The following is a 20003-nucleotide window of genomic DNA, read 5'->3' on the forward strand; positions in this document are numbered from 1 at the left end:
CAATGAGCGACACGACCGCCACGCTGCCCGTGGTCGTCGAATCCGACGGCCGGACACTGACCGAGCTGATCACCGAGCGCCGCGCCGAGCTGCGGGCAGCCGTGGCCGAGCAGGGCGGGTTGTTGTTCCGCGGCTTCGACGTGGGCGGGGTGGACGGCTTCGACCGGGTGGTCCGGGCGCTGGCCGGTGAGCCGCTGACCTACACCGAGCGGTCCTCACCACGACACGCCATCAAGGGCCGGGTGTACACCTCGACCGACTACCCGCCGGACGAGGAGATCTTCCTGCACAACGAGAACTCGTACCAGGCGCGCTGGCCGTTGACGCTGTTCTTCTACTGCATCACCGCGCCGCAGACACTGGGCGCCACTCCGCTGGCCGACATCCGCCGGGTCTACCGGGAGATCGACCCCGCGGTACGCGAGGAGTTCGTCCGCCGCCGCTGGATGCTGATGCGCAACTTCCACGGAGATTTCGGCGCGAGCTGGCAGCACGTGTTCGGCACCGACGACCGCGCCGAGGTCGAGGCGTACGCGGCGGCGAACCGGATCACGCTGGAGTGGGTGGGCCGCGACGGGCTGCGTACCCGTGCGGTCCGCGACGTCGTGCACCAGCGGCCCGGCTCGGACATCCCCCGCTGGTTCAACCATGCCACGTTCTTCCACGTGAGCAGCCTGGCCAAGGACCTCCAGGAGGGGCTGCTGGCCATGTTCGGCGCGGACGGGCTGCCGTCGAACACCTACTACGGCGACGGCGGCGAGATCCCCGTCGATGTCATGGACCACCTGCGCGCCGCCTACCGGGCCGCCAGCGTCCGCTTCGACTACCAGCGCGACGACGTGCTGGTGGTCGACAACATGACCGCCGCGCACGGCCGGGAGCCGTACACCGGCCCCCGCAAGATCGCCGTGGCGATGGCCGAACCGCACACCCCCGACACCGATGGAGCACTGTGATGGCCGAGCCCCGATTCCTGGTCGTGCGCAACGACGAGGAGCAGTACTCCATCTGGCCGGCCGGACGGGACCTACCGGCGGGCTGGTACGACGTGGGGTTCGCCGGCACCCGCGAGGAGTGCCTGGCGCACATCGACACCGTGTGGATCGACATGCGCCCCCGTTCGGTGCGGGAGTCGGCGTCATGACCCAGGAGTGGACCTTCCCGGCCTCCTTCGCCCAGGAGCGGGTGTGGACGGCCAACCAGCTCGACCCCGGTTCGCCGGTCTTCAACATCTCCGCGCCGTTCGGGTTTCCGGCCGGCGTCACCGCGACCCAGGTCGCCGAGGCACTCACGCAGGTGGTCGCCCGACACGAGGCACTGCGCACCCACCTGCGGATGGCCGACGGGGTGCTGACGCAGGTCGTCCGGGCCGTCGAGCCGGTGGAGCTGCCGGAGCTGGACCTGACCGACCTGCCCGCCGACGAGCAGCAAGCCCGCGCCACCGACACGCTGGCCGAGCTGGCGCGGACGCCGATCCCGCTGGACGCCCCGCCACTGTGGCGGGCCCGGCTGGTCCGCTTCGCCGCCGACCGGCTCGGGTTGCAGTTCGTGGTGCACCATGCGGTCTTCGACAGCCACTCCGCGGTGCTCTTCGACGCCGAACTGGCCGCGTTCACGCGGGCCGCGCTGACCGGCGCCCCGGCCGACGTACCCGAGCTGCCCATCCAGTACGCCGACTTCGCCGTCTGGCAGCGCGACCAGCTCACCGACGACGAGCTGGACCGGCAGCTCGCCTTCTGGCGCGACAGCCTGGCCGGTGCGCCGACGGTGACCGGCCTGCCGCTGGACCGGCCGCGCCCCGCCCAGCTCGGCTTCGCCGGCGACGAGGTGCGCTTCGACCTTCCCGACGGCCTGCTGGACCGGGTCGGGCAACTCGCCGCTGGCACGTCTGCGACTCCGTACATGGTGCTGTTGGCCACCTTCGCCGCGCTGCTGTCCCGAATCTCGGGCGACCCGCAGGTGGTGGTCGGTGTCTCCACCGCCGGCCGGGACGCCGCCGAGCTGGCCCCGTTGATCGGTATGTTCGTCAACCCGGTCGCGGTGTCCTGCGACCTGACCGGCGACCCGAGCGGCACCGAGCTGATCGGCCGGGTCCGGGCTGGTCTGGTGGGCGCGATGGAACATGGGCAGACGCCGTTCCAGCGGATCGTCGAGGCGGTCGCCGCGCACCGCGACCCGTCGGTGCAGCCGGTGTTCCAGACCGCGCTGAACTTCATCCCGGACTCCGGCCTGGACGTGGTGGCGCTGGGCACCACCAAGGACGACCTGGCCTTCGACATAACGCGCGGCACCAGCCGCCTGGTCTACCGCACCGACCTGTTCGACCGGGCCACCGCCGAGACGGTCGTCGCCCGCTACCTGCGGCTGCTCACCGCCGTCGTCGCCGACCCGGCCACCAGGCTGTCCGCGCTGCCGTTGCTCGACGACGCCGAACGCGACCTGCTGCGCACGTGGGCCGGCACCGGTGGCGAGGTGGTGCCGACCACTGTGGTCGCCGAGGTGCAGCGGCAGGCCGCCGCCACCCCGGCGGCGGCCGCGCTGCTCTGCGACGGGGTGGAGTTGAGCTACGCCGAGCTGTCCGCCCGAGCCAACCGTTTGGCCCGGTTGCTGGTCGAGCGGGGTGCCGGGCCGGAGACCCGGGTCGCGTTGCTGCTGCCCCGATCGGTGGAGCTGCTGGTGGCGATCCTCGCGGTGCTCAAGGCCGGTGCGGCGTACCTGCCCGTGGACACCGACTACCCGGCGAACCGGATCGGCTACCTGCTCACCGACGCGGAGCCGACACTGGTGCTGGCCACCCCGCAGACGGCCGCGCTGGCCGGGGCCGACGCGCTGGTGCTCGACTCCACGACCGCCGCCGACCTCGACGACACCGACCTGCTCGATGACGACCGCCGGTCGCCGCTGCGCCCGGAGCACCCGGCGTACGTCCTCTACACCTCCGGCTCCACCGGCCGGCCCAAGGGCGTGCTGGTGGAGCACCGCGCGGTGACCGCCTACCTGGCCTGGGCCCGAGGCACCTACCCGGGCCTGGCCGGCACCGCCCTGCTGCACTCGCCGATCTCGTTCGACCTGACCGTCACCGGGCTGCTCGGCCCGCTCACCGCCGGCGGCACGGTCCGGCTGGCGGGCATCGACACGCCCGCCGCTCGGGCCGGCGGACCGCCCACGTTCCTCAAGGTCACCCCCAGCCACCTGCCGCTGCTCGACGACGCGCTGTCGCCCACCACCGACCTGGTGATCGGCGGGGAGGCGCTGACCGGCGAGCAGTTGGCCGGCTGGCGGGCGGCGCACCCGGAGGTGACGGTGGTCAACGAGTACGGCCCGACCGAGGCGACCGTCGGTTGCGTCGCGGCCCGGATCGCGCCCGGCCGCCTGGTGCCCGCCGGGCCGGTGCCGATCGGCCAGGCCACCTGGACCACCCGGGTCCACCTGCTCGACGCGGCGTTGAATCCGGTGCCGCCCGGTGTGGTCGGCGAGCTGTATGTCGCCGGGGCGCAACTGGCCCGGGGCTACCTGCGCCGACCGGCCCTCACCGCCGAGCGGTTCCTGCCCTGTCCGTACGGGCCGCCGGGGGAGCGGATGTACCGCACCGGTGACCTTGCCCGGTGGCGAGCCGACGGGACGTTGGAGTACCTGGGCCGCCGCGACGACCAGGTCAAGGTCCGGGGGATGCGGATCGAGCTGGGCGAGATCGAGTCGGTGCTGCGCGCCCGCCCGGACGTGGACGCGGCAACGGTCGTGGTCCGCGCCGACGGCGGGGAGCCGACGCTGGTCGGCTACCTGGTCGGCCCGGTCGACACAGCGGCGCTCGCCGCCGACCTGGCCCTCGAGCTGCCCGCGCACATGGTGCCGAGCGCATTCGTCGTGCTGGACGCGCTGCCGCTGACGCCGAACGGCAAGCTGGACACCGCCGCGCTGCCGGCACCGGCGGTCGCCACCACCGACGGGTTCCTCGCTCCGCGTACCGACGCCGAGGCCCTGGTCGCCGAGGTCTACGCCGACGTCCTCCAGGTGGAGAAGGTCGGCGTCCTCGACGACTTCTTCGCTCTCGGCGGCAACTCGCTACGCGGCATGCGGGCGATGGCCCGCATCCGCGCCGAGGTGGACGTGGAGTTGCCGATGCGAGCGCTGTTCAGCAGCCCGGTGGTGGCCGACCTGGCGGCCCAGATCGAAGCGCGGATCGCCGCCGAGCTCGACGAGCTTTCCGAAACCGAGGTCGCCGCGCTGCTCGTGGCGGAGAAGGACACCCCCTCATGACGGACGTGAAGGACACGGCCCGCGATCCCGCCCGGCAGGCGCTGATCGCCCAACGGTTGCGCCGCCGGTCGGGCGGCGCGCCCACCGCGCGGATCACCCCCCGCCCGCCGGACGCCGAGGTGCCGCTGTCGTACGCCCAGGAGCGGGTCTGGTTCATGGACCAGCTCGCGCCCGGCGAGGCGGCGTACCACATCGCAGTGCCGCTGCGGGTGCGCGGCCCGCTCGATGTCGCGGCGCTGCGCCGCGCGTTGGCCGACCTGACCCGCCGGCACGAATCGCTGCGCACGCGGTTCCCGGCCGACCCCGATGGTCGGCCCACGGTGGTGCTCGACGACCTGGTCGAGGTGCCGCTGACCGTGGTCGACGCCGCCGACGAGGTCGCCGCGCAGGAGTTGATCGACCGGGCCGCCGCCGAGCCGTTCGACCTGGCCAACGGGCCACTGCTGCGCGCCCTGCTGATCCGGTTGACGGCGAGGGAGCACGTGCTGCTGCTCGGCCAGCACCACATCGTCGGTGACGGCTGGTCGGTGGACGTGCTGCTGCGTGACCTGATCAGCCGCTACCGTGACGGGGAGCTGCCCAGCCTGCCGGTGCAGTACGGCGACTTCGCCGTCTGGGAGGCGCGGGAGCTGGCCGCCCCGGGCACCCGCCGGCACCTGGACTGGTGGAGGGACAGGCTCGCCGGCATCACCCCGCTGGAACTGCCATTGGACCTGCCCCGTCCGGCCACCCAGACTTACCGGGGGGACTTCGTCGAGTTCACCGTTGATCGGGTCACCACCGAGGGGCTGGCCGCGCTGACGCGCTCCTACGGCGGGACCCTGTTCATGACGCTGCTTGCCGCGTACCAGGTGTTCCTGGCCCGGCACGCCGGGCAGGACGACTTCGTGGTCGGCGCTTCGGTGGCCGGGCGGTCGGCACCCGAGCTGGAGAACGTGGTCGGCATGTTCGTCAACATGCTGCCGCTGCGCGCCGAGCTGGCCGGCGAACCGAGCTTCATCGAGCTGCTCCAGCGGACCCGCAGGGCGGTGCTGGACGGGCTGGAGCACGCCGAGGTGCCCTTCGCCCGGGTGGTGCACGAGTTGGGGCTGCCGCGCGACGTCAGCCGCTCGCCGGTCTTCCAGGCGATGTTCGTGTTGCAGAACTACGAGATGGGCCGGTTCGCCGGGGTCGCCGACGACGCCGGGGTCGGCTTCGAGTGGCAACCGATGGAGTTGCGCGCCACCCGCTTCGACTTCGAGCTGCACGCAGTCGAGACTGGTGACGGCCTCTGGGGCAAGCTGGTCTTCAACACCGATCTGTTCACCAGGGACACCGTCGAGCGGATGGCGCACCGGCTGACCACCCTGCTGCGCACGGTGGTCGCCACGCCGGACCTGCCGGTCTCCGCACTGGATCTGCTCGCGCCGGCCGAGCGGGAGCTGCTGGCCGGGTGGAACGACACCGCCGGCGACTTCCCGCGGCAGCAGACCCTGCACGCCCCGATCGAGGAGCGCGCCGCCCGTACACCGGATGCGGTCGCGTTGCGGTTCGCCGGCCGATCGACGACGTACGCCGAGCTGAACACGGCGGCGAATCGGGTGGCGCACCGGCTGCGCGCCGCCGGGGTGGGCCCGGAGACCCTGGTCGGGGTCTGCGCGGAACGCTCGGCGGAGCTGGTCGCGGGCCTGCTTGGAGTGCTCAAGGCCGGCGGCGCCTACCTGCCGCTTGACCCGGAGTACCCGGCGGACCGGCTGGCGTTCATGGTCACCGACGCCGCCGCGCCGGTGGTGCTGGTGCAGGGGCATCTGCGTGACGTGTTGCCCGCGACCGACGCCAGCGTGTTCGTCCTGGACGACGAGTCGGCCTGGGCCGACCAGCCGGCGAATGACCCGACTCCGATGGGCGGCCCGGCCAACCTGGCGTACGTCATCTACACATCCGGCTCCACCGGCCGGCCCAAGGGCGTGCCGAACACCCATCGGGGCATTGTCAACCGCCTCGACTGGATGCAGCGCACCTATCACCTCGGCGCCGACGACGCGGTGTTGCAGAAGACCCCGGCCAGCTTCGACGTGTCGGTGTGGGAATTCTTCTGGCCGCTGCGCGAGGGCGCCCGGCTGGTGCTGGCCGATCCGGGCGGTCACAAGGACGCCGGCTACCTGCGCGACCTGCTGGTCACCGAGCGGGTCACCACCGCCCACTTCGTACCGTCGATGTTGACGGTCTTCCTCGCCGAGGACGGCGTCGAGGCGGCCACCGCGCTGCGCCGGGTGATTTGTAGCGGCGAGGAGTTGCCGCTCGCGGCAGCCCGGCAATTCACCGCCCGGTTGCCCGGTTGCGGCCTGCACAACCTGTACGGGCCGACCGAGGCGGCAATCGACGTCAGCGCGTGGACCTGCGACCCGGCATTGCTGGCCAGTCTGACCAGCGTGCCGATCGGCGCACCGATCAGCAACCTGCGCCTGCACGTGCTGGACGCCTGGGGCAACCCCTGCCCGGTCGGTGTCGCCGGTGAGCTACACATCGGCGGCGTCGGGCTGGCCCGTGGGTACCACCGCCGAGCGGCGCTGACCGCCGAGCGGTTCGTGCCGGACCCGTTCGCCGCCGAGCCGGGCGCCCGGCTGTACCGCACCGGCGACCTGGCCCGCTGGCGGGTCGCGCCCGGCGGCCAGCCGGGCGGTGTGCTCGAGTTCCTCGGCCGGATGGACCACCAGGTCAAGCTGCGGGGCCTGCGTATCGAGCTGGGCGAGATCGAGAGCGCGTTGCGCGCCCAGCCCGGCGTGACCGAGGCCGTCGTGCTGGTCCGTGAGGACACCCCCGGCGACAAGCGCCTCACCGGGTACGTGGTCGGCGCGGCCGAGCACGACGCGTTGAAGGTGGCGCTGAAGGAGACCCTGCCCGAGTACATGGTGCCGGCGGCGTTCGTCACCGTGGACGTGTTCCCGCTGACCCCGAACGGCAAGCTGGACCGTCGGGCGCTGCCCGCGCCGGTGGTCACCCGCGCCGGGTCGGTGGCGCTCGTCGAGCCGCGCGATGACACCGAGCGGATGCTCGCCGGGATCTGGTCCGGCATCCTCGGTGTGGACGCCCTCGGCATCGACGACGACTTCTTCGACCTGGGCGGGCACTCGATGCTCGCGACCCAGGTGGTGGCGCGGATTCGCAAGGCCGAGCACGGCGGCCGGCCGGTCGGTGTGATGGACCTGTTCCAGCAGCGCACGATCCGCGATCTGGCCGCCTTCATGTCCGGCGGCGACGATGGCGACGAGCCGCGCCGGCTGCTCTACGAGCTGACCAAGCCGGCCCCGGCGGCGCGGCGGGTCATCACCTACGTCTGCGTGCCGTACGGCGGTGGCAGCGCGATCGTCTACCAGCCTCTCGCGGACGCGCTGCCAGCCGGGCACGCGCTCTGGTCCCTGGCCATCCCCGGGCACGATGTGGGGCTCACCGAGGCCGCGCTGCCGTTCGACGAGCTGACCACCCGCGTCGCCGAGGAGATCCTGGCGCGTGTCGAGGGCCCCCTCGCGCTGTACGGGCACTGCGGGGTAGGCAGTGCGATCGTCGCCGAGGTGGCCCGCAAGGTGGAGGCTGCCGGCAGGGAACTGACGGCCCTCTACATCGGTGCGATGTTCCCGTTCGCCCGCCCGAAGGGCCTGTTCGCGGCGGTGCGTACCCGGCTCGAGAAGTTGCGCAGCAACCGGCACTACGCGAGCTGGCTCAAGTCGATGGGGGTCGACACCAACGAGTTGGACCCGGAGCAGGCCGATCGGATCATCAGCAACATGCGGGCCGACTCCCGAGCCTCGGAGGAATACTTCACCGACCTGCTCGACCGGCGTGCGGTGAAGCTGCGCGCCCCGATCATCTCGGTGGTCGGCTCGGAGGACCCGGTCACGGACTACCACACCGAGCGCTACGCCGAGTGGCAGTTCCTCAGCGACCGGCTGGGGCTGGTGGTGCTGGATCAAGCGGGGCACTTCTTCCTCAAGTATCGGGCGCAGGAGTTGGCCGAGATCGTCACCCAGGTGCATCCGGCGCTGGTCGACGGTGACGTGTCCGCGTTGACGACGCAGGCCCGCGGTGAGGACGCCGCGTGGGTGGTGGCCGACGCCCGGGGCGTCGACTCCGTCACCACCCCGGCGCAGCCGGCGGTCCAACCGAGCATGGCCCGGTTCGTGGCGGTGACCGTCGGGCAGTTGGTCTCCACCACGGGCTCGGCGCTGACCGCGTTCGCCCTGCCGATCTGGCTGTTCACCCGTACCGGCTCGGTAGCCAACCTGGGTCTGCTCTGGGCGCTGGCGCTGATCTGCGGGGTGCTGATGCTGCCGGTCGCCGGGGCGATCACCGACCGGGTCAGCCGGCGAAAGATCATGATGATCGCCAGTTGCAGCGCCGGCACGATCCAGCTGGTGCTCGCCGCGCTGCTCTGGACCGGCAACCTCGCGCTCTGGCACATCTACGTTCTGGTGGCGCTGAGTCAGGTGGCTGCGTCGTTCCAGCGCATCGCGTTCCAGTCGGCGGTGCCGCAACTGGTGCCCAAACGCTACCTGGGGCACGCGATGGGCATCACCCAACTCTCCAACGGCTTCGCCCTGCTGCTGATGCCGGTCTTCGCCGCGGGCCTGCTCGCCGCCATCGACCTCAAGGGCATCCTGCTGCTGGACGTGGCCAGCTACCTGGTCGCGGTGGTCACCCTGGCCGTGGTCCGCTTTCCCGACCTGCTCGGCTGGCGGCCCAAGGAGCGGCTGCTCGTGGCGATCGCCAACGGCCTGCGCTACTCGTGGCGACACCGCGGCTTCCGTCTGATGCTGGGATACTTCGCGTTGGGCAACATCTTCCTGGCCCCGGCGCTGGTGCTCGTCACCCCGCTGGTGCTCTCCTTCGGCAGCGCCACACAGGTGGCCCAGGTGGCCCTCGCCGAGGCGCTCGGGGCGGTCGCCGGTGGCGTACTCATGGCGCTGTGGGGCGGCCCTCGACACCGGCGCATGGTCGGTGTGCTGATCGGTAACCTCGGCACCGCGCTCGGCTGCGTCCTCGTCGGCTTGGACGCGTCGGTCGTGATGATCGGCGTCGGAGCGTTCTGGTTGGCCATGTCGATGACCACCGCGCAGTCCATCTACGCCACCATCGTCCAGGTCAAGGTGCCGCAGCGCTTCCATGGCCGCGTGTTCAGCCTCAACCAGACCATCTCCTGGTCGACACTGCCGATCGGTTTTGCGTTGCTCGCTCCGGCGGCCACCAGCCTGTTCGAACCGATGCTCGCCCCAGACGGGGTGCTCGCCGGGTCGGTGGGCGCGGTGATCGGAACTGGCGAGGGTCGGGGCATCGGCTTCGCGTACGTCTGCCTCGGTGCGGTGCTGATCCTGATCACCCTGGGCGGCGTCTCGATCCGGCTGCTGCGCCGCTTCGACCTGGAGGTGCCGGACTCGCTGCCCGACGACCTGATCGGCGCCCAGGAGCGGGAACGTCGGCTCGCGGCCCGCGCCGCGCAGCGCGAGGAGGAGCAGGTGCCGGCAGGGGGCTGAGTGGAACTTCTCACGGAGGCGGCGAGATGTCACAGCTCCGGGTTCAGCTCGGCCCCCGACTGTAGGTAGGTGAGTGCCGTCGGCGTCGCGACCTTCCACGGTTCGTCGCGCGACGGCGGATTCTGACCTGACCGCGGCCCGCCCCGGCTCGGTCCGACCCTGGCGCTTGTGTCGGGATTGTCCGGACTGGCTGGGTTGTGGCATGGTACGAGTGCTCGGTGGATCCTGATGGTCGCCGCCAACCCGACGTCACCCGCCCACGGCGTGAGCGGGTGGCGGGACGGGTCAGGGCGTCCGCTGCCCGGGTTCGCGGTCGCGGTGGTCGGGCCGGGCGGCTGCGGCTCAGTCAGCTGGAAGTCGCACTGGTGATCTCGGTGCAGGCGGGCCTCGCCGCGGCGCTGGCCTGGGCGATCGGGCACAACGTGCTGGGTAACCCCGCGCCGATCTTCGCGCCGTCGGCGGCCGTGGGCACGATCGTCGCCGCGCTCGGTCAACGCGCCCATCGCACGATCGAACTGCTGGTCGGGGTCGGTCTCGGTATCGCCACCACCGACTTCCTGCTGTCCTTTCTGGGCACCGGGTTCTGGCAGACCGGGTTCGTCGTCGGGTGCGCGATCTTCGCCACGCTCGTGCTGTTCGGACGCAGCGGTGCCGCCGTCGGTCAGGCTGGTGGTACGGCGGTGCTGCTCGCCGCTCTCAGCCCCGCCCAGCAGGACCTCGAGTGGCCCCGGATCGTCGAGGCGATGGTCGGTGGCGTCGTGGGTCTGGTGGTGGTCGCGGTGCTGGTGCCGTTGAACCCGATGCGGATCCTCGACCGGGACGCCGCGCCGATCTACCAGTGCCTCGCCCGGCAACTGCGGGAGGTCTCCGCCGCGCTGCACACCGGGGATCAGCAGCGGGCGGTCCGCGCGTTGGACGCGCTGCGCGCCATGGGCCCCGACCTCGAACGGATGCACCAGGCGCTGAGCGGCGCCGAGGAGGTGGTGAGCCTCGCGCCCGCCCGATGGCTGCGCCGTCAGGATGTGGAGCGATTCGCGCGTGCCAGCCAACACGTGGAACGCGTCATCGAACACAGCCGGGGAGTGGCCCGCCGGTCGGCGTTGGCGATGCAGTACAACGAGCCGATCCCCGCGGACCTGCCGGTCAGCGTCGGAAGGCTCGCCGACGCGGTCGAGCTGCTGCGCCGGGAGCACCGCGCCGGCCGGCCGACCGAGCGCACCCACCAGGCCGTACGCGACGCCGTCTACCAGGCCGGCCGCGCCCGGGCGCGGGGCGTGGACGAGTTCGGCGATGCGGTGGTGACCCAGCTGCGCACCGCCGCCAGCGACCTCCTGCGCGCCACCGGATGCGATCCGAGCACCGCCAACCAGGTGGTGCGGGAGGCCGAGCAGCGCGGCGAGGGATCCCTCGGATCGGGTGGCGCATCCTCCTGAGGACCTGCCCGGGCCGGCCGGGTGTCAGCCCAGCAGAGCCTCGGTGACGTCGGACCGGTTGAGTGCCGCCACGCACCAGGCGAAGTGGCCGTCCTGACCCGTCGGGTCGTAGGCGTTCGCCGTGATCAGCGAATAGGCGGCCCGGTAGACGAGCAGCGCCGCGCGGTCAGCGCGCAACCGCGCCTCGAACCGGTCGAGGAGGTCGCGTTCGACGTGCGCCGCCTCCGGCCCGTACATGTCGAAGATGGCGGCGGTGACCGCCGCGTCGAACGCCGGGTCACCCTCGGTGGTGAGGAAGCCCCAGTCCAGCACCGCGCTGGGTCGGCCCGAGGCCTCGACCAGGATGTTCCCCGGGACCAGGTCACCGTGCAGTACCGCACGCCGGCCACTGTCGACCTCGACGAGGCGGCTGGACAGTGCCGCGGCTTTCCGCTCGAAGTCGACGACGGCTCCGCTCAGCACCTGTCGGAAACGCGCGCCCCGGCGCTCGGCGAGGCGTGCGAGGGCGACCGCGAAGCCCTCCCCGGCGCTGAACAGCGGGGAGTCCTCGCCCAGGACGGTCATCTCCCGGGCCGCCTGGAGACCACCGCCGGTCGCGAGCGCGGCGACGATGTCGACGACGATGGCGTACGCGTCCTCGCGGGACACCGCGCCGGCGGCGAGCGCGGCGGCCAGTGTCGTTCCGGTCAGCCTCCGCTCGATGGTGACGACTCGACCTCCCACCGATTCCACCTGCGTGATCCGCGGCACCTGGAACGTCAGCGGCTTCGCGGCCAGGGCGTCGTAGAACGCCGCCGCCCGGCGGGACGACTCGACCGACCCGGCGAACCAGATCTTTGCCACCCGAGAGTCGTCTACCTCGTAGACCGCGCCCTCCATGCCCTCGCCCAGCAGCTTCGGGGCGGCCGTGCCGATCCACTGCCGGAGCACCCCGGCCGCCTGGTCCTCCGCGAGGTAACTCATGCCTCGGGCACCTCCTCGGGCTCGGCGACCCAGGCGGAGAAGACCGGCAACCCGTGCCACGGGCCGGTGACGCCGTCGGCCCGGGCGTCGGTGGCGACCGCCACCACGGCGTACGGGTGGCCGAAGCGCAGCTCGGCGGTGCGGGCCACACCCTCCGGGGGCAGGCTGGTCAGCCCGAACATGCCGGTCACCGCCGCCGCCTCGAAGCCGTACCTGTCGAACCGGGCCACCGCCGTCTGCCGTGCCTCGAAGTGCTCCACCGGCAACGCCATCGCCGTCGCCAGTGTGGCCGCCACGGCCGGGAAGCCGAGCGCCGGGGCGGTCAGGTCGTGGTCGCTCCGGGCCGACCAGCAGGGGAGGACGGCGGTGTGCCGCTCCTCGCGGCCGTCGCGAGCCCGCGTGCGTACCCGCTCCTCGGTGAGCGTCCACAGCGGAGTCTCGCCGAGCGGCAGGTCGAACAGTGAGCGGCTGCCCGCCGGTTGCGCGCCGTCGGCCGCGCCGGCGCTGAGGTCGTACGCGACGGCCAGCACCTCGGCCGGTGGCACCTGCGGCGAGGCGGCCACCGAGAGGACCACCAGGCCCGCGCCGTCGGTCTTCTGGGCCGGTGCGGCGTGCACGATCACGTCACCGGCCCTCGCGGTGGACACGATGGCGCACCGGTGGCTGTGGCTCGGACTGCGCAGCGCCCGCCGTAGCTCGCCGGCCCACGGGCTGTCAGCGCCGAGCGCGCGTGCGTCGGCGACGTCGAACGGGTTCGCCCAGGACACCCGGGTGGCCAACGCGCTGGCCAGGGCGAAGACCACGTTCGGGCTGACCTTCAGGGGGAACGTGTCGATCAGGCCGAGGGTGTGCTCGCGCGCCCAGGCGTCCAACCCGGCCCGGTTTGGTAGCACGCCGACCTCGGTCGTGCGGGGCAGCGCGGCCCGCCACGCCGCCGGCCCGTCGTCGCCCAGCCCTGACCGGTGCCAGAGCGCGGTGGCGGACCCGACCAACGGGTGCGGCGCGTCCAACAGCGTTCGGGCGACCTCGGCCGCGCTCGGCAGGTCGGTGCCCAAGGCGCGGGCCAGCTCCGCGGCTGCTCCCTGGGCGGCGGCCGGCCCGGTCGCCCCTGTGGCACCGACCGCGAGCAGCAGCCAGGCACCGAGCGGGGAGGCGACGTGGTGCCGGTCGCCGGCCGTGGCGTGCAGCCGCGCGGCGTACGCGGACAGCGGCTCGCGCAGATCGGTCGTCATGCCCCCACTCTGCCCGTTGGTCTGGCTCACGACCACAGCTCGAACGGCTCGTCGATCTCTTCACCGGCGAGGAAGGGGATGATCAGCCTCGGAAGTTGCCCGGGGTAGAACCTGTCCCGGCTGGCCACCACCTCCGGCAGCGGCCACCAGCGGAAGCTGAAATAGTCCTCCAGTTCGTAGTCGAGCCGGTGTGCCTCGTCCACGTCCGGGCCGGGGCCGGCCAGTCGTACCGCGACGACGACCTCGTCCTGGACGTGCCGCAGCTGGCGGTGCAGGAAGCTCGCCCGCCGCCGCCACACCGGCGCGCCCACCTGGTCGGCGGTGATCACGATGCCGGTCTCCTCCCGCAGCTCCCGCACGGCCGTGTCGCGATAGGTCTCACCGGGATCCATGCCACCGCCCGGCAGCTCCCACCAGGTGCCCAGCCGGGCATGGTCCGGGTCCTGGGTGTGGAACAGCAACACCCGGTCGGTGCCGTCGGTGACCACCACCCGCACCGCGCGTCGCTCCAGGATCGGCAGGTCGCGGGGCAGCTCGTTCATCGGGCCAGTCTGTCGTACGGCCTGCTTCGGCGGCGGGTAGGCTGCCCGCCGTGGCTGGTCTGTTGAGGAATGTCGCGGCGCGTATCTCTCGGGTCGGTGCGGTGATCCCGTCGCCCCGGCGTACCGGGCCGGCGCCCGCGCAGGTGGCCCGCCGTCGTCAGGTGAGCGCGTTGCAGCGTCGGGAGCTGACCTACGCTCCGGAGCGCGACGGTCAGGCCGACCCGGGCGAGATCGTCTGGACGTGGGTGCCGTACGAGGACGACCCCCGCCAGGGCAAGGACCGGCCGGTGCTTGTCGTCGGGCGGCACAGCCGGACCCTGTTCGGGCTGATGCTGTCCAGTCAGAGCGAGCGGGACGGGCAGCGGCACTGGTTCGCGCTCGGGCCGGGTGAGTGGGACCGCGACAACCGGCCGAGCTGGGTCCGGCTGGACCGGGTGCTCACCATGCGCGAGGACAGCATCCGCCGGGAGGGTGCCGTGTTGGATCGGCCCCGGTTCGACCGGGTCGGGCAGGCGTTGCGCGCCGGCTACGGCTGGCGCTGACCGCCGCCGGGCTGCCCCAGCGGTGGGGCAGCCCTACGGTGAGGCGACTGGCGGTCAGGGTCACTCAGTGCTCGGGCCGACCGCGGCACCCTTCGCGTCCGGCGGCGGGTACGGCTGGTCGGCGAGGAGCCGGGCCAGGTGTGCGGTGTTGAGCGCCAGGGCCTTCGTGGTGCGGCCGGTGGTGTCGGGCTTGGGTCCGGCGTCGCGGTAGTCCACAGTCTGCAGTGCCTCGCCGACCCAGTAGGTCGCGGCGGCTGCGGCGATGGTGAACCCGACCTCGTTGAGTGCCTGCTGCACCTGGCCGATGGTGTGGTGGGCGCCGTCCTCGTTGCCGACCACCGCGACACCGGCGACCTTGCCGTAGGTGAGGAGCCGGCCCTCGGCGTCGGTCTCGGAGAGTTCGGCGTCGAGGCGTTCGAGGACCATCTTGCAGACGCTGGAGGGCTGACCGAGCCAGATCGGCGTGGCGATGATCAGCACCTGCGCTGCCATCAGCTTGGCGCGGATCGCTGGCCGAGGGCGCGGATTGTCGCCACGTCGATTCCTCTCGGCGGTCGTATTCGGCTACCGGTTTCCCATACCCGCAAATGCCGGCTCAGAACGGCGCGCGACCGGCAAAATCGCTGGGCCGGTGGCCGGAGCGCTGGCATGGTGTCCGCATGGTGCAGGACGTCGCGCGGCAGGTGGCCGACCAGGTGCGGACGGGCTTCGGCGTGCGTCTGTCCACGATGGAGCCGGTCACCTCCGGCGCCGACCAGCATGCCCGACTGTGGCTCGCCCAGGCCGCCGACGGCTCTCGGTACGCGGTCAAGCTGAGCGGTGGCGGCACCCCGGCCGGCCTGGTGGTGACGGCGTACCTGGCCGAACAGGGCGTGCCCGGCATCGTCGGGCCGCTGCGGGCCGACGACGGACGGCTGTCGATCGACAATGACGGGCGCCGCGTCTCGGTGGTGCCGTGGGTCTCCGACCAGCGGGCGCTCGACGCTCCGATGACCGGCGCGCACTGGCGCGCGTACGGTGAGGTGCTGGCCGCCGTGCACGAGGTGCCGGTGACCGACGAGCTGAGCCGGCTGCTACCGGCGGGCGGTGCCGCGTACCCCTCGATCGTGACCGCGACCCGGGCGATGGCCGCGCGGCTGCGCGACCCGGCCCCGGCCGACCTCGCGGACCCGCTTGTCGCGGAGTTGGCGGGGGTGTGGTCCGCGGTGGCCGACCGGCTGGGGGTGCTGACCCGTGAGGTCGAGCGCCGCGCCGCCGACCAGCGCGACCGACCCGGCCCGAACGTCGTCTGCCACGGCGACCCGCACCTGGGCAACCTGCTGCTCGGCGCGGACGGGCAGGTCTGGTTGATCGACTGGGACGACGCGGTGCTCGCCCCGCCCGAGTGCGACCTCATGTTCGTCCTCGGTGGGGTGCTCGCCTTCGCGCCGATCACTCCCGAGCAGCAGCAGGCCGTGCTCGCCGGCTACGGCAGGACCGATGTCGACAGGGTGCGCCTGGCCTGGTTCCTCGCGGTCCGCGCGCTGGACGACCTCAGCGACTGGACCCGCCAGGCGGTGGACCTCGACGCGGCGGCTGCCGACCGGGGCCGGGCGGCGCGGATCGTGCGGGGGCTGGTGTCACCGGTGGGTCTGGTCACTCTCGCCGATACGGCGTTGCGCGACAGTGACCGGCGGGGCCGAGCGGCGACCACGTCGTCTACGTCGGACAAAAAGTAAGGCAGAGAGCGGATTCGCTCTCTGCCACCTCCAACATATATCGCACCGGGGGCCTTGCGGCAAGACCCGGGTGGTGCCGCAGAATCTCCAGCCGACGCCCAAATCTGGGAAAATCGGGGGATTCCATGATCGATGTCATCATTGCCGGCGGCGGACCGACCGGCCTGATGCTGGCCAGTGAGTTGCGGCTGCACGGGCTGCACCCACTCGTGATCGAGAAGGAGACCGAGCCGACCAGCTACGTCCGCGCGCTCGGCCTGCACGCACGCAGCATCGAGGTGCTGGACCAGCGAGGTCTGCTGGAGCGGTTCCTCGCCCTCGGGCAGCAACACCCGGTCGGGGGCTTCTTCGCCGCGATTCCCAAGCCGTCGCCGGGCGGGCTGGACACCGCACACGCGTACGTCCTCGGCATTCCGCAGACCACCACCGACCGTCTCCTGAGCGAGCACGCCAGCGAGGTCGGCGTCGAGATCCGGCGCGGCAGTGAGCTCGTCGGGCTGAGCGAGGACGACCACGGGGTGACAGTGCGGCTGGCAGATGGCACGCAGTTGCGTACGCGCTACCTCGTCGGCTGCGACGGCGGTCGCAGCACCGTACGCGGGCTGCTCGGTGTCGGCTTTCCCGGCGAGCCCAGCAGCGTCGAGACGCTGCTGGGCGAGATGGAGGTGGGCGTGCCGCCGGAGACGGTGGCCGACGTGGTGGCCGAGGTCCGCAGGACCCACCTCCGATTCGGTCTCGGGCCCCTCGGAGGCGGGGTGTACCGCGTCCTCGTCCCGGCCGAGGGGGTGGTCGAGGACCGCACGGTCCCACCGACCATCGACGACTTCAAACACCAACTGCGGGTGTACGCGGGCACCGACTTCGGTGTCCACTCACCGCGCTGGCTCTCCCGCTTCGGTGACGCCACGCGGCTGGCCGAGCGTTACCGGGTCGGGCGGGTGCTGCTCGCCGGCGACGCGGCGCACATCCACCCGCCGACCGGCGGGCAGGGGCTCAACCTCGGCATCCAGGACGCGTTCAACCTCGGCTGGAAACTGGCCGCCGAGCTCAACGGCTGGGCGCCGGAGGGGCTGCTGGACAGCTACCACAGCGAACGGCATCCGGTGGCCGCTGACGTGCTGAACAACACCCGGGCGCAGATGCTGCTGCTCTCACCCGAGCCGGGGCCGCGGTCGGTGCGCCACCTGTTGTCGGAGCTGTTGGACTTCGAGGACGTCAACCGGTACCTGATCGAGAAGATCACCGCGATCGGGGTCCGCTACGACGTCGGCGCGGGCCACGACATGCTCGGGCGCCACATGCGTGACGTACGGCTGAAGCGGGGGCGCCTCTACGAGCTGATGCACGGCGGCCGCGGCCTGCTGCTCGACCAGACCGGCCAGCTCTCGGTCTCCGGCTGGGCGGAGCGGGTCGACCACGTCGTCGACGTCAGCGAGGAGTTGGCGGTCCCTGCCGTGCTGCTACGGCCCGACGGTCACGTGGCGTGGGTCGGCGACGACCAGGCCGACCTGCTCAGCCAACTGCCCAGGTGGTTTGGCGCGCCTGTCACCTGAACTGTCAGCGCTCCGCGAGGAACGCGCTGTCGACCAACTGGCGGGGCGACCGGGCGCCACCGAGGCTCTTCGCCTGGTACATGGCCGCGTCGGCGCGGCTGAGCGCGTCGGTGAGCTGGGCCGGGCCGGTCACCGGGGCGAGCCCGACGGAGGCGGTGACCCGTACGCTGCACCCGCTCAACCGGATCGGCGCGGCGACGGTCTCGGCGAGCCGGCGGGTGGAGTGATCGATCCAGCGCCGGTCGACGGTGGGGCTGGAGAGCAGGCCGGCGAACTCGTCGCCACCGAGGCGGGCGACGAGATTGTCACCGGCGAAGCCGGCGAGCCGTTCGGCCACGCTGATCAGCACCTGGTCGCCGGCGGCGTGCCCGTACCGGTCGTTGATCTGCTTGAAGTCGTCCAGGTCGAGCACCACGGCGATCAGCGGCTGGCCGGCGGCGTCGGTGAGCAGGGCGGCTGCCAGGCGGTAGAAGGCGCGGCGATTGGGCAGCCCGGTGAGCGGGTCGTGACTGGCGGCGTGCCGTTCGGCGGCCAGCTCTGCCTGGAGGTGGCTGATCTCGGCCTCGGCGCGCACCGCCCGTCGGCGTAGTTGCCAGGAGGAGAGCAGCGCGCCGGCTGCGCAGACGCCGGAGGCGACACTCATCGGATCCGGCACGAACCCTCCCATCGCCGCGACCGCCTCCAGCCTTCGGTTGACGCGGCGCGCCGCGTCGGGCCCAGTTTTGCCTGATCGTCGCCCGTCTGGGGGTAACACAAAGTGAACGGATGGGCACCGATCATGTGCGTTATCATGCTCGCCGTCGGGTGCAGATGCAATAGCAGATGCACGTGCAGAACCGTCCAATGTCGATACCGCACCCCCTCGCCGTCACCGCTCCTCCCACGGCCACCGGCGGGCTCGTAACAGAAAGACGCCTTCATGCAGCAGCCACCCAATGGCGTACCGATCCACCAGTTGCCTCCGCTGAGCTGGCAGAAGAGTCGCCGCAGCAACCCCAGCGGCAACTGCGTCGAACTGGCCGAACTGCCCGAGGGAGCGGGCATCGCGGTCCGGAACTCACGACACCCGGAGGGGCCGGCGCTGATCTACACGGTCGACGAGATCGCCGCCTTCGTTCTCGGTGCGCGGGACGGAGATTTCGACCATCTGATCAACTGACCGGCCGGGGGTGGGTCGTCCCGGCGACGGGACCGATTCACCGGCGCGGAGGAGTTCACCTCACTGTCGGTCCATGGCATGCTTACACGTCGGCCGGGCCGGGGCGCCCGGCCGTCGTGGGTCGGTGTCCGGAGGTCCGCACGTGACGATGGTTCCCGCCGAGGGTGGCCCGACAACCGGGCCGACCGTGCTGCGCATGCTGCTCGGCGCTCAACTGCGTCGTCTGCGGGAGTCCAGCGGGGTGACCCGGGAGGGCGCCGGCTGGGAGATCCGCTCCTCCGAATCCAAGATCAGTCGAATGGAGCTGGGCCGGGTCGGCTTCAAGGAGCGCGACGTCGCCGACCTGTTGACGCTCTACGGCGTCACCGAGGAACACGAGCGTGACGCGCTGCTCAAGCTCGCGCGGGACGCGAACAGCCCCGGCTGGTGGCACCGCTACGGCGACGTGCTGCCGTCCTGGTTCCAGTCGTACCTGGGCCTGGAGGCCGCCGCCGCACTGATCCGCAGCTACGAGGTGCAGTTCGTGCCCGGCCTCCTGCAGACCCGGGAGTACGCCCGGGCGGTCGTGCTGCTCGGGCACGGCGCGGCCGGCCCGGGTGAGATCGACAGGCGTGTCGCGCTGCGGATGCAGCGTCAGCAGTTGCTCCAGCGGAGCAATCCGCCGCAGCTCTGGGCCGTGGTGGACGAGGCGGCGCTGCGCCGACCCATCGGCGGTGCCGAGGTCATGCGGGGCCAGCTCACCGCGCTCATCGAGGCGACCAAGTCGCCGCACATCCGGCTCCAGGTCATTCCATTCGCCGCCGGTGGCCACGCCGCCGCTGGTGGCGCCTTCACCATCCTGCGCTTCGGCGACCAGGAGCTTCCCGACATCGTCTACATCGAACAGCTCACCAGCGCCATCTACCTCGACAAGCGCGACGACCTGGACTACTACGCGGTGGCCATGGAGCGGCTCTGCGTCGAGGCCGAGCCGCCGGAGCGTACGGCGGAGATCCTCAGCCGCCTTCTGGACGACACCTACCCGGCCTGACTCTCGACCGCGCCGGCCCCACAGGGCGGATTCTCAGCTGACGTATTGACCGACGCGGACCCGTCGG

The 20003-nt window shown here is 72.0% G+C and carries 14 protein-coding genes and 1 pseudogene; 10 read left to right on the forward strand and 5 right to left on the reverse strand.

The window, feature by feature from the left end; genetic code table 11:
• Window positions 1–2: 2 nt before the first annotated feature.
• The 5 genes from IW249_RS22910 to IW249_RS22930 all read left to right on the forward strand — a co-directional run bounded on the left by IW249_RS22910 (window position 3) and on the right by IW249_RS22930 (window position 11197).
• A complete protein-coding gene (locus tag IW249_RS22910) occupies window positions 3–956 on the forward strand; it encodes a TauD/TfdA family dioxygenase (RefSeq protein ID WP_196922635.1) in 954 nt (317 codons plus the stop codon).
• On the forward strand, window positions 956–1144 hold the full coding sequence (locus IW249_RS22915; RefSeq protein WP_196922636.1) for an MbtH family protein: 189 nt from the start codon (window positions 956–958) through the stop codon (window positions 1142–1144). Before IW249_RS22910 ends, IW249_RS22915 begins: the two co-directional genes overlap by 1 nt.
• Window positions 1141–4257 carry a non-ribosomal peptide synthetase gene (locus IW249_RS22920; RefSeq protein ID WP_196922637.1) on the forward strand — a complete coding sequence of 1039 codons (3117 nt, stop codon included), beginning with the start codon at window positions 1141–1143 and terminating at the stop codon, window positions 4255–4257. Before IW249_RS22915 ends, IW249_RS22920 begins: the two co-directional genes overlap by 4 nt.
• Window positions 4254–9764 carry a non-ribosomal peptide synthetase/MFS transporter gene (locus tag IW249_RS22925; RefSeq protein WP_196922638.1) on the forward strand — a complete coding sequence of 1837 codons (5511 nt, stop codon included), beginning with the start codon at window positions 4254–4256 and terminating at the stop codon, window positions 9762–9764. The genes IW249_RS22920 and IW249_RS22925 overlap by 4 nt, the downstream gene beginning before the upstream one ends.
• A gap of 218 nt (window positions 9765–9982) precedes the next feature.
• Complete coding sequence (locus IW249_RS22930; protein ID WP_307788676.1) at window positions 9983–11197, forward strand: FUSC family protein; 1215 nt, start codon at window positions 9983–9985, stop codon at window positions 11195–11197.
• Window positions 11198–11221: 24 nt separating this feature from the next.
• On the opposite strand, the gene IW249_RS22935 is transcribed toward IW249_RS22930, so the two are convergent.
• The 3 genes from IW249_RS22935 to IW249_RS22945 are packed head-to-tail and all read right to left on the reverse strand — an operon-like array spanning window position 11222 to window position 13934.
• Complete coding sequence (locus IW249_RS22935) at window positions 11222–12160, reverse strand: phosphotransferase family protein (protein WP_196922639.1); 939 nt, start codon at window positions 12158–12160, stop codon at window positions 11222–11224.
• The gene (locus tag IW249_RS22940; protein WP_196922640.1) at window positions 12157–13392 is read right to left on the reverse strand and encodes a hypothetical protein; all 1236 of its coding nucleotides are present in this window, start codon (window positions 13390–13392) and stop codon (window positions 12157–12159) included. The genes IW249_RS22935 and IW249_RS22940 overlap by 4 nt, the downstream gene beginning before the upstream one ends.
• Before the next feature lie 26 nt (window positions 13393–13418).
• Window positions 13419–13934, reverse strand: a complete 516-nt coding sequence (locus IW249_RS22945; RefSeq protein ID WP_196922641.1) for an NUDIX hydrolase — start codon at window positions 13932–13934, stop codon at window positions 13419–13421.
• A gap of 50 nt (window positions 13935–13984) precedes the next feature.
• Between IW249_RS22945 and IW249_RS22950 the strand changes: the two genes are divergently transcribed.
• Complete coding sequence (locus tag IW249_RS22950; RefSeq protein ID WP_030336385.1) at window positions 13985–14476, forward strand: type II toxin-antitoxin system PemK/MazF family toxin; 492 nt, start codon at window positions 13985–13987, stop codon at window positions 14474–14476.
• A gap of 60 nt (window positions 14477–14536) precedes the next feature.
• Here IW249_RS22950 and IW249_RS22955 read toward each other — a convergent pair.
• A pseudogene (locus tag IW249_RS22955) lies at window positions 14537–14998 on the reverse strand (flavodoxin family protein); the annotation flags it as partial.
• Between the two features lie 137 nt (window positions 14999–15135).
• Here IW249_RS22955 and IW249_RS22960 point away from each other — a divergent pair.
• Window positions 15136–16194, forward strand: a complete 1059-nt coding sequence (locus IW249_RS22960) for a phosphotransferase enzyme family protein (protein ID WP_196922642.1) — start codon at window positions 15136–15138, stop codon at window positions 16192–16194.
• Between the two features lie 125 nt (window positions 16195–16319).
• Window positions 16320–17747 carry a rifampin monooxygenase gene (gene rox / locus IW249_RS22965; protein WP_196922643.1) on the forward strand — a complete coding sequence of 476 codons (1428 nt, stop codon included), beginning with the start codon at window positions 16320–16322 and terminating at the stop codon, window positions 17745–17747.
• A 4-nt stretch (window positions 17748–17751) separates the two neighbouring features.
• On the opposite strand, the gene IW249_RS22970 is transcribed toward rox, so the two are convergent.
• Entirely contained in the window at window positions 17752–18402 is a 651-nt protein-coding gene (locus IW249_RS22970; protein WP_196922644.1) for a GGDEF domain-containing protein, read from the reverse strand.
• A 264-nt stretch (window positions 18403–18666) separates the two neighbouring features.
• Between IW249_RS22970 and IW249_RS22975 the strand changes: the two genes are divergently transcribed.
• Window positions 18667–18906 carry a DUF397 domain-containing protein gene (locus IW249_RS22975; RefSeq protein WP_091406718.1) on the forward strand — a complete coding sequence of 80 codons (240 nt, stop codon included), beginning with the start codon at window positions 18667–18669 and terminating at the stop codon, window positions 18904–18906.
• A gap of 142 nt (window positions 18907–19048) precedes the next feature.
• Window positions 19049–19936: a Sco1979 family transcriptional regulator gene (locus tag IW249_RS22980; RefSeq protein ID WP_196922645.1), complete on the forward strand. Its 888-nt coding sequence runs from the start codon at window positions 19049–19051 to the stop codon at window positions 19934–19936.
• Window positions 19937–20003: the final 67 nt, after the last annotated feature.

Source organism: Micromonospora vinacea (assembly GCF_015751785.1).
GTDB classification, from domain to species: domain Bacteria; phylum Actinomycetota; class Actinomycetes; order Mycobacteriales; family Micromonosporaceae; genus Micromonospora; species Micromonospora vinacea.